Raw genomic sequence first — 14,135 nt, 5'->3', positions numbered from 1 at the left:
GGTCGATGACAAGGCCTTTATTATGGCGTCTTCTTTTCTGTATTATTTTCTTGTGCAAGGTCAGCTAAGAAATTGCAAGCAGATCGACCATTTTGCTGGAGAGCTTCCTTTATATCAGGCCATAAAGCCACAGTCTCATCGTTATGTCTTACCTGAAAACCGATTTCAGATAAATATCCGGCGGCATAACCAACAAGCTGTTTCTCTTTTATCGGCTGATTGGTCTTTACAGCAGCTTTATCAAGGCCAGTTAATAATGAAGTATATCCACCTTTGTGGCGTATAATAACAACTTGCTTATAACTTCTGAAGTCGCCCGCATAAAGCACAACACCCGATTGTGGTGATGAGATTTCGGCATTTTGGGGAGCTATAATATAAATGGCTTCTTCGTCACTATTTTGACTAACCCAACCCTCCACGGGAATATGCCAATCAGACAATGGAAAAGGACAAATAATTTTTTGAGAAAGAGATCTCCGTCTCATTCGTCCTTTATCTCGTAATTCTTGTTCTGCAGCAATCGCGGCATCTTCCTGATACATTGCTTGCGATAACCAGTTTTCTGCCTGTTCCTGCCCGTTATGCGCCAATGATAAAAAATATTGCCGCTTTTCTTCCAATACATTCTGATCTTTTTTGATCCGATTAATGATCTCTTCACGATCTCGATACAGGTTATTGATCGCTGCAATCTTGTTTAAAGCACTGGCGGACCTTTGTTGGATGATCGGTCGGGCTGCCGCTATTATCTCGCGCAAATGGATAATGTCGCCTGTGCTATTGGGCTGGATGAAGGTCATCGCCAGCGGATATCTGGCCATTCTTTCCAAGGCAGCTGCCAATTTTGTCAGGGGCTTTCTTTGTCTTGCTAGTTCTAATTGCTGTTCTTGGCGCTCATGCTCAATATTGGCGAGATTTACTTTTTCTCTATCAATCTGTCGTTGCAGCTTTTGGATATCGGCCGCCAAAGGCAGCGCTTTTAAAAGAAAAAATCGGGATTCTTTTTGCGCCTGAACCGCCTCTTTTTTTAAAAGATCGGCATTTTTCTTGGCGATTGATAGCTCTTTAGAAGAAGAAATACTGCTTTCATTGGCCTCTATAACAGCGCCATTCGCCCCGAAAGAGAAAAGGCCAAAACAACTAAGGCAGAAATAAATGGTTAGAGAACACCTGCCTGTTTTGCTGTCATGACCTTCTTTCGGCATCATCCTTCACGATGATAAGGGTGACCAGACAAAATTGCACTGGCACGCCATAGCTGTTCAGCCAGCATCGCCCGTGCCAACATGTGAGGCCATGTTGCAGAACCAAAGGCAAAATACATATCGGCTGCCGCGCGTTCTTCATCGCGTAAGCCATCGGCAGCACCAATTAAAAACCGTATTTCAGAGCGACCTTCATCCTGCCAACCGCCTATTTTACGGGCGAATTCCAGTGAACGCCATGTTTTTCCTTTTTCATCCATCGCGACCGTGATCGAATGGGGAGGGGCAGGGGGTAAGGGCGTGTTACTGGCTCGGTCAGGCAATTCAGTAATCCGGTAAGGCCATGAAAGTCGTTTCATATAGCGTTCTACAAGTTCGCCTTCAGGTGAACGACCAATCCGTCCTCTGGCAATGATATGAATCTTCATGGCCCTCTTTCTCGACCACCGGTTAAAAAATTATTGTCATACGCTCTGAAAAGACAGCTTTAATTTTTTAAAACATTATTATGACAAAACAGATTGTGAAACCGGACGATCTGATTCATCACCAAAGCCCCACATTCTTTCAAGGTTATAGAAGCTGCGGACTTCCGGCCGGAAGAGGTGGACAATAATATCTCCAGCATCCAGCAACACCCAGTCAGCAGAAGGCAAGCCTTCTAATTTGGTGGCATAACCCGTTGCTACTTTGATGCGATCGGCCAGCTTTTGAGCCATGGCTGTTACCTGACGTGAAGAACGTCCACTGGCTATTACCATATAGTCTGCAATGCTGGATTTTCCGGCGAGAGGAATCGAAACGATTTCCAAAGCCTGGTCATCATCCAAAGCATCGGTAACCAGTTTTAATAACTTTTCCGGATCAAAAGACGTTTGACTTTTACGGGGAGACGAAGGGGCAGGCAATTTACCTCCTAGCTGATAGGTCGCCATGTAACGGCATCTCGTAATGCTTTGCCTGAATATGCCTCATGCCAGTCAGGCTGTTTTGCCCGAGTAGCCGTTGCAGAAGAGGAATCAGGACGAAAGCGTAATAAGACAAGTGCCGGCGGCCTCCAATCAGTCCAATAATGTGAACGGCTTGCGGGTCGGACAAATCGCCGCAGCCAGCCCATCGCCCTCACGGCGTGAACTCTGTTATCATAACTCGGACGGGCAATGACCGCAATCACAACCATGCGTGCAATTTGTTGCCAGTTTTTCCATTTTTGAAATTGTTTTAGGTTATCCATGCCCATAAGCCAGATAAACCGGCGATTTGGATAGCGGCGGATCAATCGACGGAGGGTATCCACCGTAAATCGGCAGTTCAAATTTTTCTCAATTGCCGTCACTCTGATCGGGCTACGACGGGCAGCTTGATGCGCTGATGCAAAGCGATCCGGTAACGACGCCATATCATGAGCATGCGATTTTAAAGGATTACCGGGCGAAACCATCCACCATATTTCATCAAGCCCTAAGGCTTTATGAGCCCATAATGAAATATAGCGATGCCCTTTATGGGCGGGATTGAAAGAGCCGCCCAGTAAACCTGTTAATTTTTTCATCGAGGCATATGCCTGTTTTCGAAGATTGAATTCTGCATTCTACGAATAGCGAGAGCTTAGGCCAAAGGTCTAATCTGTCCTGTGCCACGTACTTGCCATTTATAGCTGGTCAGCCCTTCAAGCGCGACCGGGCCTCTCGCATGTATCCGTCCCGTTGCGATACCGATTTCGGCACCCAAACCGAATTCTCCCCCATCCGCAAACTGGGTCGATGCATTCCACATGACAATCGCGGAATCGACGCTGGCCAAGAATTTTTCAGCAATGGCCTGATTTTTAGTCAGGATAGCATCGGTATGATGAGAACTATATTGGGCGATATGCGATAAAGCTTCGTCCATATCTTTCACAAAACGAACCGATAAAATCGAATCCAGATATTCGGTGCTCCAGTCATCTTCCGAAACCGCTTTGACAGCCGCATTCAGCTTCTGGATTTCTTCTGTCCCGCGGATTTCGCATCCTGCATTCAACAGCGATTGCAGAAGGTATTTTACATGTTCAACCTGATAATTCTGGTCAATCAACAAGGTTTCAGTCGCACCACAAATGCCGGTGCGTCTCAACTTGGCATTCACAACGACCTTTTCGACCATTTCGGGATCGGCGTCCTGATGCACATATATGTGATTGATACCATCCAGATGTGCCAAAACCGGAACACGGGCTTCCTGTTGAACCCGCGCAACCAAAGATTTTCCACCGCGCGGAATAACGAGGTCAATCAAACCGCTCGCCCTGAGCATCGCACCCACTAAAGCTCTATCGGTCGACGGCACCAGTTGGATTGCTTCTTCGGGTAAACCGGCTTTTCTCAAGCCTTGTCGCATCGCCTGATAAAGGGCTTTGTTGCTGTGGATAGCTTCGGAACCACCACGCAAAATAGCGGCATTACCAGACATCAAGGTCAAGGCTGCGGCATCAATCGTGACATTCGGGCGGCTTTCATAAATAATCCCGATGACCCCAATTGGCACCCTAATACGGGTCAATTCCAAACCATTTGGTCTGGTTTTTCGGTCAATAATTTGCCCAACCGGATCATCTAATTGGGCAATAACTTCTAATGCACTAGCAATATTTCCAAGCCTGACTTCTGTTAAGCGCAGACGATCAACCATCGCCGAAGTCGATTGGTTATTTTCAGCCGTCGCAACATCTTTGGCATTGGCGGCTAAAATATCAGCTGACTGTTCACGAATAGCCTGAGCCGTCGCCAACAACGCTTCTGCCTTTTGTCCCGTCGGCGCTTGCGCTAAAATCTGGCTAGCAAGACGCGCCTTTTTCGCCATGATTTCGATGGTTTGTATGGGATCGGCTTGGTTCATATTTTCGCCAGTCATTTTACTCATTCCGCCTCTTCATTATCAGGCTTGATTACATTATCGCCCATTCAACCTAGGAAGCGGGCGTTGAAGCTTCTTGGCAAGGATAGCGTTTATTCATACCCTTGACGAAAGCATCACTGACCGAAGTCTGATCTCTTTCTTCTTTGGGGATGGCACGCATGAAACCCATGAAGTCACTATCTTTGATAGAAATGTCGCTTGAAGGCGGACATGCCGGTTTCGGGCTATGCGTCAGCTGTGCCTTCCATGCGTTATCTGCGGCTTTTCCGACATTGCTAAGCAAGTCAAAATCAGGCGATAGTAAAGCAAAGGGCCCTTTGTCTTTAAGACGCTTAGCTTTGTTTAAAAATTGCTGGACGCTCATAGCAGGTGCAGCAGGCAGATCGGCGGCTATCAATGGCGACGACAAAAAAAGCGCAGCGGCGATCATAGGCAAAGAAAAAATCGAGCGGGACATAATCCATCTTCTATAGAATAAAATGAAGGAAAGATGACGTAAAAAATCGGTTTTTACAAAAAAGCCTGTTCCTTTTAAGGGAAACAGGCTTTCTGTCCGGTTAAAATCTTTTGTTAAATATTGTCCAGGCTCTAAGCCCCTTGAGGCGCAGCATTGCCCCAACCACTAAAAGGGGGACTTTTCGGAACACCCGAAGCACCGCCAGCAATCGGTATCGTGACCTGAGGTTTAACCTCTGTCGTCGTGATCGCTTCACCGGCAATAGCGCGTTTGGCTTCTTCACCACTCAAGGTTTCATATTCGATGAGGGCATTCGCCAAGCGATGCAGCTCTTCAATATTATCAGTCAAAACCTGACGGGCGCGGCTTTCGCCTTCTTCAACCAGAACACGTACTTCTTGATCGATGATTTTGGCCGTATCTTCTGAAATATTCTGGGAACGTGAAACGCTGTGACCCAAAAAGACTTCATCCTGATTTTCACGATAACGGAGCCATCCCAAACGGGGTGACATACCATATTCGGTAACCATCGCTCTCGCCATATCGGTTGCCTGCTGAATGTCATTCGAAGCACCGGTATTAAGCGAATCTTCGCCATAGATAAGCTGTTCGGCAATACGTCCACCAAAGCATAAAGCCAGTCTGGCCTTCATTTGCTTGATGTTGATTGACAGCTGATCGCGTTCTGGCAAATTCCAAGTGACACCTAAAGCCCGACCACGCGGAATGACGGTTACTTTGTGTAAAGGGTCGCATCCTGAAATATGCAAAGAAACCAAAGCATGTCCGGCTTCATGATAAGCCGTTGACCGTTTTTCTTCTTCGGTCATGATAACGGAACGGCGTTCCGCACCCATCATCACTTTATCTTTGGCTTCTTCAAATTCGCTCATCGCAACCAAGCGCTTGCCTTTACGGGCAGCTAACAAGGCCGCTTCATTGACGATATTGGCAAGGTCAGCACCGGAAAATCCGGGCGTGCCTCTTGCAATAGTTCTGACATCCACATCGGGCGCCAAAGGCGTCTTTTTCATATGAACTTGAAGGATCTTCAAACGGCCTTCAATATCCGGACGAGGTACAATGACTTGTCTGTCGAAACGACCTGGACGCAGCAAAGCCGGATCAAGCACATCAGGGCGGTTCGTTGCCGCTAAAATGATGATACCTTCATTGGCTTCAAACCCATCCATCTCAACCAACAGCTGGTTAAGAGTCTGTTCGCGTTCATCATTGCCATTGCCAAGCCCTGCGCCACGATGACGGCCAACCGCATCAATTTCATCGATAAAGATGATGCAAGGCGCGTTTTTCTTGGCCTGTTCAAACATATCGCGGACACGGCTTGCACCGACACCTACAAACATTTCAACAAAGTCAGAACCAGAGATTGAGAAGAAAGGCACACCGGCTTCACCGGCAATCGCGCGGGCAAGCAAGGTTTTACCCGTTCCCGGAGGACCGACTAACAAGGCACCTTTCGGAATTTTACCGCCCAAGCGGGAAAAACGGGTTGGATCTTTCAGAAAATCAACAATTTCTTCCAGCTCTTCCCGTGCTTCTTCAATACCGGCGATATCATTGAAGGTAACGCGTCCCTGCTTTTCAGTCAGCAAGCGGGCGCGGGATTTTCCAAAACCCATAGCGCCGCCGCCGCCATTTTTTTGCATCTGGCGAACGAAGAGGAAGCCCAAGCCAACAAATAAAATGAAAGGCAGTAAAAATTGCGACAATAATATCTGCCAAAAACTGACAGTATCTTCTGGCAAGGCTCTGAAAGTAACATTTTTACTCTGCAAGCGTTGAACCAACATAGGATCGCTGGGGGCTACGGTTTTGAACGCGCTGCTGTCAGTAAAATGGCCGCTTAATTCATCATGACCAATGGTAACGTCTTTGACGCCATTGTTATCGACACGATTCAAAAATTCAGAATAAGCCACATTGGTGACGCTGCGGTCATGTCCTCCGCTGCCATCAAAGAAAGTTACCGCCAAAGTCATCGCAGCAATAATACCACCTCCGATAAGAAGTGTTTTTATCCAGCTATTCGCCTGCGGGCCTTGTGGTTTCTTATTATTGTCGTTCATAGCCATATATTATATTAAGCCTTTCATCGGACATTTGTCCGGCAGGGGAGCTCCCTGTTTAAAGGATCATACAACAGCGCTTTGGGTAAAGACTGCAGAAGACCGGCGCCTCTAATATTTATCAACATAAGCGTTGTTTCGCTGATAACAATGACCCAAATTTTAATCTTATGTTATAAAGCTGCTTTTTTACGGGGCGGGGCAGGGGAAAAATGCCAATAGTCACCGCTTTGACCAATAACATCAGCCAGCATAGCCTTCTTTCCTTGCTGCAAGGCGGCAATAAAACGGGATAGCGCAGCCCCTCTCAAGGCTGTTTTTCCCGTTGTTTTATCCATACATCTCAACACCAGCCGCCGTAAAATCTCTATCGGTAAATCTGTCGGATCAAGATAAAGAACACTGCCTTTTTGCCGGATACGGGCGGCTGCTTCTTTATCTGTCATCCATTCAATCGCTTCTTCCGATTGCTGGCAATAACGGGCAGTTTCCGCAATATGCTGGCGATTAATCCAAGGTGACGCTTTCAATAATCGCCTAAAATGGGTGCGATCATAATGTGGATTGTCGTTCGATGGATCACTCACAAAAGTAAAACCAGCTTTTTGAACAATCGCCGCCAAATCGGAACGGCTAAATCCCAATAATGGCCGCAACAGCCGTAAACTTTGATCCTCGGCCGAGATGACGACATCGGGGCGAATAGCCGATAATCCGTTAAGGCCGCTTCCTCTCGCGGCTCGCATCAAAAAGGTTTCGGCTTGATCATCCTCATGATGCGCGGTCATCAACGCGCCGACCTGCTTTTCTTTGGCCCATTTCGCCATCAATGCATAACGACGGATGCGTGCTGCTGCCTGCATACCTTCGCCATTGGCTTGAATGGTGGTCGTTAAAATCTGATGCGAAACACCGATCTGTTGGCAAATATCCGCTACGAATCGAGCTTCTTCTGCCGCTTCAGGCCGCATCCCATGATCGACCGTGACCGCTTCCACCAAAAAATCGCTGGCAGCTCCTAACAGCAACAGGGCGAGACTATCGCTCCCCCCTGAAACAGCGATGCCTAACTTCCCTGATAAAGGCGACGATAACGCTCTATTCACAGCTTCATGAAAAATATGAAGCTCGGATTGCAAGAGGCTTCTTAATTCACCCTTCACCAGAAACTCCCGAAAATTTGATATTGTCAGCGCTATAACCGTCGCTTAACGGCATTTGGCCTGCGTCTGTGCTTTCCCGATGCGGTCTTTTAAAGAATCATTGATCTTGTCGCTATAGACATCCAACAATTCAGCATAAACTTTACAGGCATCTTTGGGACGGGCGGGCTTTAAAGTCATAAGTGACTGTCCCAAAAAATAAAGGCTGTCCGGTGCGCGTGCGCCTTGGGGAATGCTCTGATAATTGCTGTAGAATATTTCTGCGGCTTGTGCAGGCTCTCCGGCATCAAGATAAGAACGCCCCAACAAATTGCGGGCATAGCTTGCTCGGGGATGGCTCGGATATTTGGCAATGAAAGATTTTAAAACCGTTTCCGCTTCAGGGTAACGCTTGTCATTCCACAACTTATATCCGGCTGAATAAACCTGCTCCGCAGGATCGCTATTCGGTTCAGCATTCTCTGAAATTAAACCTGCTACCGATTTCGGTGCTGTTGCGGCGACTTTCTCCGGTGCTGCTTTTGATGCAACTGGCGCAGCTGCCGCTATCGCTGGGGGCGCTTTCTTATCTGCCACAACAGCAGCTTTGGCTGGAACTGCTTTCTCGATAGGAGCCTCTTTGGTCGCTATCGCCTTTGGTGCCTTGGAAAGGTTAGAGGCGGTATCCGCATTTCTCGGTGGCAGGGCTTCTGCTGTCGGCTTTGTGCTCGCGGCTGCTTGGGGGGGCATATTGACCGGATCGGTATCACCCGTCACCCCAGCTTCTGCCGGAGCCGTCAGACGAGACTGCACTTCCGTTTTGAAATTTTCGAATTGCTGCTCCATTTGACGAAGACGGTGGCTATTCTCTTCAGACTGCGCCGTCAGCTGGGTCATGGATTGTTCCAGCGAATCTATGCGGGCGCTTAATTCTGTTGTCAGATTGGTTGTTTCTGTTTGCTGCGGCTGTGCCGGAGCTGCCGGAGCCGTTATTTCCGGCGAAACAATTTCATGATTTTTGCCATCGGAGAAAACTTTCCGTTGAACAGCCCGCATTTGCTTTTGAAGCTGTTCAATCTGCTGACTCTGGCTATCGGTTGCGGCGGCAAAAAGCGGCGCCGTTATAAAGCTGGACAACAAACAGATAAGAAGCAGTTTACGGTGTAATTTCATTTTTAATTCCATGCTATCCATGCGCAAAACCGCCTTTATTACGGAATATCTTAACGGACTACTGGGTAAAGCACAGTCTGTTTAGATGATAGGCGATGAACAGTTCATAAAGGCTGCATGGCCTGATTGTATTTTACAGAACAAAGCACTAAGCCGGAACGGGGTCAATATTTACTCTGGTTTTAACCACAATAACGCCCTGTCTTTAAACAGCCTTATCCGCCATAATTATACATAGCAGAGGATGATGACGGCACAGTCGTCACCTTAACAAGATTATTTTCAAGCAGGCTAAAATCTTTGACCCGTTTGGTCGGCAATATAGAAGCTGGCAAAATTTTGTTATCAAGGGCAATGGTTAAGGATTCAGGGTGATTGGTCTGTAACATCGGATTCTTGGCCGTATCAGGCACGGCAATATGCTCACCCGCATTAAGCGTTTTTTCGACCAAAACAGGACCTGATTTTCCGTCATAAAGGCGAAGCCAAACCGATTTTGTCGCAGATAAAACGACTTTACCTTTGCCGTCTTCACTTCCGGCTATCGCTTGGCTTTGCTTTGTATCTGTCCCGTTTTCTGCGGATGTATTATTTTCACCGTCGATATTCCCAAGAGAAGAAGTCTGATTTTGGGTATAGAGCGATGCATCAACATGATGCCGGTTCCATATAATTCCACCCATGATAATAATGGCAGCGGCAACCAAGCAGGGAATAATCAAGCGTAAGGGCGGGACGCGGGTCGGGTCAGCGGGGGCATAGGGCTCGATAATCGGTTGCTGACGAGTGGCTTCACCCATCGTCTGCCGAAAACGGGCGGCCATATCGGCACCGTCTAAATCCAATAATTGGGCGTATGTTTTGACAAAACCGGCACTATAGGTTGTCGCTGGTAAACCTTTGGTCGAATTGGCTTCAAGCGATTCCAGATGACGAATGGGAATACGGGTCTGTCTGGAAACCTCTTCCAAGGTCAATTTTTTTGCCTTGCGGGCTTTTTTTAAAATGTCCCCGATATTCTCACCCGTCTCCGTTTGGTGGATGACGGGATCATTTTCCGGTTTATCATTATATTCGCCCTTCATTAAACTCCCCGATTTCCTAATTTTGGTTTACTTATAATAATTTCATTAAACTGACATCGGCTGGTATTCTAACAAATCAAAAGTAATATTAACTGAACCAAAAATTAAATATATTCCTTAACCATGATTAAAACACGGTTTTTTGTCTTTTGTGGTGAAAGCTTGGCTCTCTATACAATAAAGCCGCGCATAATGTCGGTTATTTTCTGCCTGATTTCTGCCAATTTTGTATAACCTCCATCGCCTTCGCCATATGGCTGGCCGGATCATCCGATACATAGGTTAATAATATCCGGCGATCAGGCGCTATGACATAGGTGGTATTCTGCGCCGGAGAGAGAGGATAGTTAACCGCATAAAGCTTTGTAATGGATTGATTGGCAATCGCTACTGGCAACTGCACCCGACAATTGCGGAGAATAGACGGTGATTGGTCAGTTACTGAAAAGGCGATTAAAAAAGCACCATAAAGCCGTAATTTAGGTGCCGCTTTCAGCAGTGGCTGAGCATCCTCGCGACAACCCAGATCCATTCCTGCCGCCGAAAAATAGAGAACTGCGGGGCCATTTTTCAATGTCTGATCAAGATTGAAATGGAAAGGCATCGCCATCATCATACCAGAGGCTTCAAAAGGCGGCGCATGAAATCCCATAGAGAGACGCGCATAGCTTGGCGTTCCAGCTATCAACGAAAATAGACCGCAAAGAACATAGGCACTGAAATATGAAGCGATTTTTTTGATCATATAAAAATTCACAAAACTATTCTGCATTGTTCTTGCGGTTTATTTGAAGACATAGTCAACTTACACAAGATATGTTAATTTTATGTTTTTTTTTGATGAAGGGAACTAACTCTTTTTTTGAATGGTCATTAAATAATCGACGGCTTTATTGTGGCTTAAACTAAAGCCACGTAACGGCGTCCATGTCATCCCGATGATATCAGTCATGACGAGACCGGCTTTTTCCAAAAGAACCTTTGTCTCTTCCGGTTTTAAAAAACGGCTCCAATCATGCGTCTTGGCCGGAATACCGCCCAAAGTTTCGCCAATTCCGATAATCATCATTCTAGAAAGCAAAGTCCGGTTCGGCGTCGATAAGATCAAAAGGCCATTTTGATCCAGCTTTGCCGCGATTGCCTGTATAAATTCTGCGGGATCGGCCACATGTTCCAAAACTTCCATTGCGGTGATCAGATCGAAATGGCTGTCTTCAACCGTTTCAAGATCACCCGCCATATAGTTTATCTTTAAATGCTGCTGTTCGGCATGGGCTTTTGCGACTGCAACATTCTCTGAAGCCGCATCGACTCCAGTCACATCGCCCCCCAATCGGCTTAATGGCTCGCTCAAAAGACCAGCGCCACAGCCGATATCCAGCACTTTTTTCCCCATTAAAGGGAAAGGGTTTCCAAAAGCAGTTACAAAATACTGATCAATCGCCTGCCGGATATACGATAATCTGACCGGATTCATGCGATGGAGCATGGCGGAACTGCCAAATGGATTCCACCAGTCCTTTGCCATTTTGCCAAAATGGGTGGCCTGATGATGGTCAATTGTCGAAGAAGTCTGAGTATTTTTTTTATCAGAAGTCTGCTCTTTGGTTGACAATGAATGTGAAGCAGCGCTTGCTTTCATTATAATACATCCCTACAAAATCGCCTTTGCGTCTGCAAAGCTGGTTTTCTGCTATAATTTTGAGCGTTTCTTTATGGCCCGTATCGTAATGAAGTTTGGTGGCACGTCGGTTGCAGGATTGGAAAGAATCCGAAACGTCGCTCGTCGTGTCCAAAAAGAAGTAGAAGACGGCAATGAAGTTGCCGTCGTCGTCTCAGCCATGTCGGGCGAAACCGATCGTTTGGTGGGATTTTGTCGTGAAGCGGCTCCTCTTTATGATCCTGCGGAATATGACGCTGTTGTCTCTTCCGGTGAACAGGTAACCAGTGGCCTTTTGGCCATTGTGTTAAAGTCGATGGGCGTCAGCGCCCGTAGCTGGTTCGGCTGGCAAATTCCGATTCACACTTCCGATGCTTATGCCAATAGCCGGATTGAATCGATAGACACTGAACGGCTGGTTAAAGCCATGAGTTCCAAAGAGGTGGCGGTTATCGCCGGTTTCCAAGGTGTCAGCGACGAAGGTCGGGTGACAACCCTTGGCCGTGGTGGCTCCGACACCTCTGCTGTGGCTTTGGCTGCGGCGCTGGATGCCGATCGTTGCGATATTTATACCGATGTTGACGGTGTTTATACAACTGATCCCCGCATTGTTTCTCGCGCACGGCGTTTGGATCGTGTCACTTACGAAGAAATGCTGGAACTCGCCAGTGTCGGTGCTAAAGTGCTTCAGACCCGTTCTGTCGGTCTGGCAATGAAAGCAAAAACCCGTCTTCGGGTGCTTTCCTCCTTTGGAGATCCTGATTTACCACCAGAAGGTGGCACGTTGATTGTTTCGGAAGACGAAATAAGAGAAGGCAATATGGAACGTCAGATCATTACGGGTATCGCTTACGATAAATCCGAAGCCAAGGTAACCTTAACGGGTGTTCCTGATAAACCGGGTGCGGTAGCTCAGATTTTCTCTCTTTTGGCCGCTGCCAATATCCATGTCGATATGATTGTGCAGATTGCCTATGAAGGCCATATCACCGATGTGACCTTCACGGTTCCCAAAGCACAGCTTTCGCAAGTCCTCGATATTTTGGAAAAAGGCAAAACCCAGATTGGTTTTGTAAAAGCGCTCAAAAACGACAATGTCTGCAAAGTCAGCATTGTCGGCGTGGGTATGCGCAGCCATCCGGGCGTTGCTGCTACCATGTTTGAAGCCCTTGCCAAACGCGGTATCAATATTCTCGCGATCACCACTTCTGAAATCAAAGTCAGCGTCCTGATTGACGATGCTTACACGGAATTGGCGGTTCGGGTATTGCACACGGCCTACGGGCTTGATGCCGATAATGAGCCGGTCAGTGAAGAGGTTTTTGGATGACCCATAGCGCCAGCCAACAAAATAATGATGCCGATTTGACAGACAATAAAATTCTGGAACAAGGCCATCAAAAGCTTAACCAGCTGATGACCCGCGGTTCAGAATTTCTGAATTGTCGTTATGCCATTATGGGCGGCGCAATGAGTTGGGTGAGTGAACGCCATCTGGTTTCTGCATTATCCAATGCAGGCGGATTTGGCGTTCTCGCCTGTGGGGCGATGTCACCTCAGCTACTTGATGAAGAAATAACCGCTACCAAACAGCTGACACAGCAATCCTTTGGTGTGAATCTGATTACCATGCATCCCGAGCTGGATAAGCTTATTGATGTCTGCCTTAATCACAAAGTCAGCCATGTCGTCTTGGCGGGTGGCCTGCCCACAACCGCTTCTATCGACAAGCTTAAAAAAGGCGGCGCGAAAGTTATCTGCTTTGCGCCTGCTTTGATCTTGGGACGGAAATTACTGCGGGCTGGCGTTGATGCCTTGGTGATTGAAGGCATGGAAGCGGGGGGCCATATCGGGCCCGTTACAACCACGGTATTGGCACAAGAAATTTTGCCAGCTTTGGCTGGAAAATTACCGGTTTTTGTTGCCGGTGGTATTGCTCGTGGTGAATCGATTGCGGCTTTCCTCGAAATGGGCGCTGCTGGTGTTCAATTGGGTACGCGCTTCGTCTGTGCAACGGAATCTATTGCCCATCCCAAATTCAAACAGGCTTTCATCCGCGCTGCGGCCAGAGATGCCGTGACTTCGGTGCAAATCGATTCCCGTCTTCCGGTTATTCCGGTTAGAGCTTTGAAAAACGCGACCACTGAAAACTTTATTGCAAAGCAACGGGAAGTCGCAAAAGCGCTTGATGATGGCGAATTGGCGCTGCCCGATGCCCAGCTGATGATTGAACATTATTGGGCGGGTTCTCTTCGGCGCGCTGTTATCGATGGTGATATCGAAAACGGTTCCGTTATGGCTGGCCAATCCGTTGGCATGGTAAAGCAAGAAGAACCAGCAAAAGATATCATTCAAAATCTTGTTGACGAAGCTGCTATTGCCCTTGCCAAACGCACTTTGATTTGACGGTTGTTAT

General features: G+C 47.3%; 13 protein-coding genes and 1 pseudogene. 2 read left to right on the top strand and 12 right to left on the bottom strand.

Going from position 1 to position 14,135, the window contains the following annotated elements; all coding sequences use genetic code 11:
• Nucleotides 1-20 precede the first annotated feature (20 nt).
• From FBY58_RS07845 to ubiG, 12 genes and pseudogenes are all read right to left on the bottom strand, one after another.
• A complete protein-coding gene (locus FBY58_RS07845; protein ID WP_260432155.1) occupies nucleotides 21-1,211 on the bottom strand; it encodes a murein hydrolase activator EnvC in 1,191 nt (396 codons plus the stop codon).
• A complete protein-coding gene (locus tag FBY58_RS07840; protein ID WP_141920412.1) occupies nucleotides 1,208-1,636 on the bottom strand; it encodes a 23S rRNA (pseudouridine(1915)-N(3))-methyltransferase RlmH in 429 nt (142 codons plus the stop codon). Before FBY58_RS07840 ends, FBY58_RS07845 begins: the two co-directional genes overlap by 4 nt.
• Nucleotides 1,637-1,714: 78 nt before the next feature.
• Nucleotides 1,715-2,116, bottom strand: a complete 402-nt coding sequence (rsfS, locus tag FBY58_RS07835; protein WP_141920663.1) for a ribosome silencing factor — start codon at nucleotides 2,114-2,116, stop codon at nucleotides 1,715-1,717.
• Between the two features lie 8 nt (nucleotides 2,117-2,124).
• Nucleotides 2,125-2,766 (bottom strand): annotated as a pseudogene (locus tag FBY58_RS07830) (nicotinate-nucleotide adenylyltransferase); the annotation flags it as partial.
• Between the two features lie 50 nt (nucleotides 2,767-2,816).
• On the bottom strand, nucleotides 2,817-4,103 hold the full coding sequence (locus FBY58_RS07825; RefSeq protein ID WP_141920662.1) for a glutamate-5-semialdehyde dehydrogenase: 1,287 nt from the start codon (nucleotides 4,101-4,103) through the stop codon (nucleotides 2,817-2,819).
• Nucleotides 4,104-4,158: 55 nt separating this feature from the next.
• Complete coding sequence (locus FBY58_RS07820) at nucleotides 4,159-4,566, bottom strand: hypothetical protein (protein WP_141920410.1); 408 nt, start codon at nucleotides 4,564-4,566, stop codon at nucleotides 4,159-4,161.
• Nucleotides 4,567-4,697: 131 nt separating this feature from the next.
• Entirely contained in the window at nucleotides 4,698-6,665 is a 1,968-nt protein-coding gene (gene ftsH / locus FBY58_RS07815) for an ATP-dependent zinc metalloprotease FtsH (protein WP_260432154.1), read from the bottom strand.
• Nucleotides 6,666-6,832: 167 nt separating this feature from the next.
• Nucleotides 6,833-7,822: a tRNA lysidine(34) synthetase TilS gene (gene tilS, locus FBY58_RS07810; protein WP_141920409.1), complete on the bottom strand. Its 990-nt coding sequence runs from the start codon at nucleotides 7,820-7,822 to the stop codon at nucleotides 6,833-6,835.
• A gap of 45 nt (nucleotides 7,823-7,867) precedes the next feature.
• The gene (locus FBY58_RS07805; protein WP_141920408.1) at nucleotides 7,868-8,995 is read right to left on the bottom strand and encodes a tetratricopeptide repeat protein; all 1,128 of its coding nucleotides are present in this window, start codon (nucleotides 8,993-8,995) and stop codon (nucleotides 7,868-7,870) included.
• A gap of 194 nt (nucleotides 8,996-9,189) precedes the next feature.
• Nucleotides 9,190-10,059, bottom strand: a complete 870-nt coding sequence (locus FBY58_RS07800; protein ID WP_141920407.1) for a helix-turn-helix transcriptional regulator — start codon at nucleotides 10,057-10,059, stop codon at nucleotides 9,190-9,192.
• Nucleotides 10,060-10,258: 199 nt separating this feature from the next.
• Nucleotides 10,259-10,804, bottom strand: coding sequence for a peroxiredoxin (locus FBY58_RS07795; protein WP_260432153.1), 546 nt, complete (start codon nucleotides 10,802-10,804; stop codon nucleotides 10,259-10,261).
• Nucleotides 10,805-10,909: 105 nt separating this feature from the next.
• Nucleotides 10,910-11,701, bottom strand: coding sequence for a bifunctional 2-polyprenyl-6-hydroxyphenol methylase/3-demethylubiquinol 3-O-methyltransferase UbiG (ubiG, locus tag FBY58_RS07790; RefSeq protein ID WP_141920406.1), 792 nt, complete (start codon nucleotides 11,699-11,701; stop codon nucleotides 10,910-10,912).
• 73 nt (nucleotides 11,702-11,774) lie between these two features.
• Between ubiG and FBY58_RS07785 the strand changes: the two genes are divergently transcribed.
• Both FBY58_RS07785 and FBY58_RS07780 read left to right on the top strand, forming a co-directional pair.
• Nucleotides 11,775-13,049: an aspartate kinase gene (locus FBY58_RS07785; protein ID WP_141920405.1), complete on the top strand. Its 1,275-nt coding sequence runs from the start codon at nucleotides 11,775-11,777 to the stop codon at nucleotides 13,047-13,049.
• Nucleotides 13,046-14,125 carry a nitronate monooxygenase family protein gene (locus tag FBY58_RS07780; protein ID WP_141920404.1) on the top strand — a complete coding sequence of 360 codons (1,080 nt, stop codon included), beginning with the start codon at nucleotides 13,046-13,048 and terminating at the stop codon, nucleotides 14,123-14,125. The genes FBY58_RS07785 and FBY58_RS07780 overlap by 4 nt, the downstream gene beginning before the upstream one ends.
• The last annotated feature ends 10 nt before the right edge of the window (nucleotides 14,126-14,135 follow it).

It is taken from the genome of Zymomonas mobilis, from assembly GCF_006715975.1.
Classification (GTDB): Bacteria; Pseudomonadota; Alphaproteobacteria; order Sphingomonadales; family Sphingomonadaceae; genus Zymomonas; species Zymomonas mobilis_B.
Note: the sequence above shows the minus strand (reverse complement) of the source record. Positions and strands in the feature narration are given on the sequence as shown.

Bases quoted from the DNA above. Each gene is read 5' to 3' on its own strand.
- FBY58_RS07825 (WP_141920662.1), bottom strand. From the start codon at position 4,103: ATGACTGGCGAAAATATGAACCAAGCCGATCCCATACAAACCATCGAA.
- FBY58_RS07800 (WP_141920407.1), bottom strand. From the start codon at position 10,059: ATGAAGGGCGAATATAATGATAAACCGGAAAATGATCCCGTCATCCAC.
- FBY58_RS07840 (WP_141920412.1), bottom strand. From the start codon at position 1,636: ATGAAGATTCATATCATTGCCAGAGGACGGATTGGTCGTTCACCTGAA.
- FBY58_RS07780 (WP_141920404.1), top strand. From the start codon at position 13,046: ATGACCCATAGCGCCAGCCAACAAAATAATGATGCCGATTTGACAGAC.
- FBY58_RS07805 (WP_141920408.1), bottom strand. From the start codon at position 8,995: ATGGATAGCATGGAATTAAAAATGAAATTACACCGTAAACTGCTTCTT.
- FBY58_RS07845 (WP_260432155.1), bottom strand. From the start codon at position 1,211: ATGATGCCGAAAGAAGGTCATGACAGCAAAACAGGCAGGTGTTCTCTA.
- ftsH (WP_260432154.1), bottom strand. From the start codon at position 6,665: ATGGCTATGAACGACAATAATAAGAAACCACAAGGCCCGCAGGCGAAT.
- FBY58_RS07820 (WP_141920410.1), bottom strand. From the start codon at position 4,566: ATGTCCCGCTCGATTTTTTCTTTGCCTATGATCGCCGCTGCGCTTTTT.
- FBY58_RS07785 (WP_141920405.1), top strand. From the start codon at position 11,775: ATGGCCCGTATCGTAATGAAGTTTGGTGGCACGTCGGTTGCAGGATTG.
- ubiG (WP_141920406.1), bottom strand. From the start codon at position 11,701: ATGAAAGCAAGCGCTGCTTCACATTCATTGTCAACCAAAGAGCAGACT.
- FBY58_RS07795 (WP_260432153.1), bottom strand. From the start codon at position 10,804: ATGATCAAAAAAATCGCTTCATATTTCAGTGCCTATGTTCTTTGCGGT.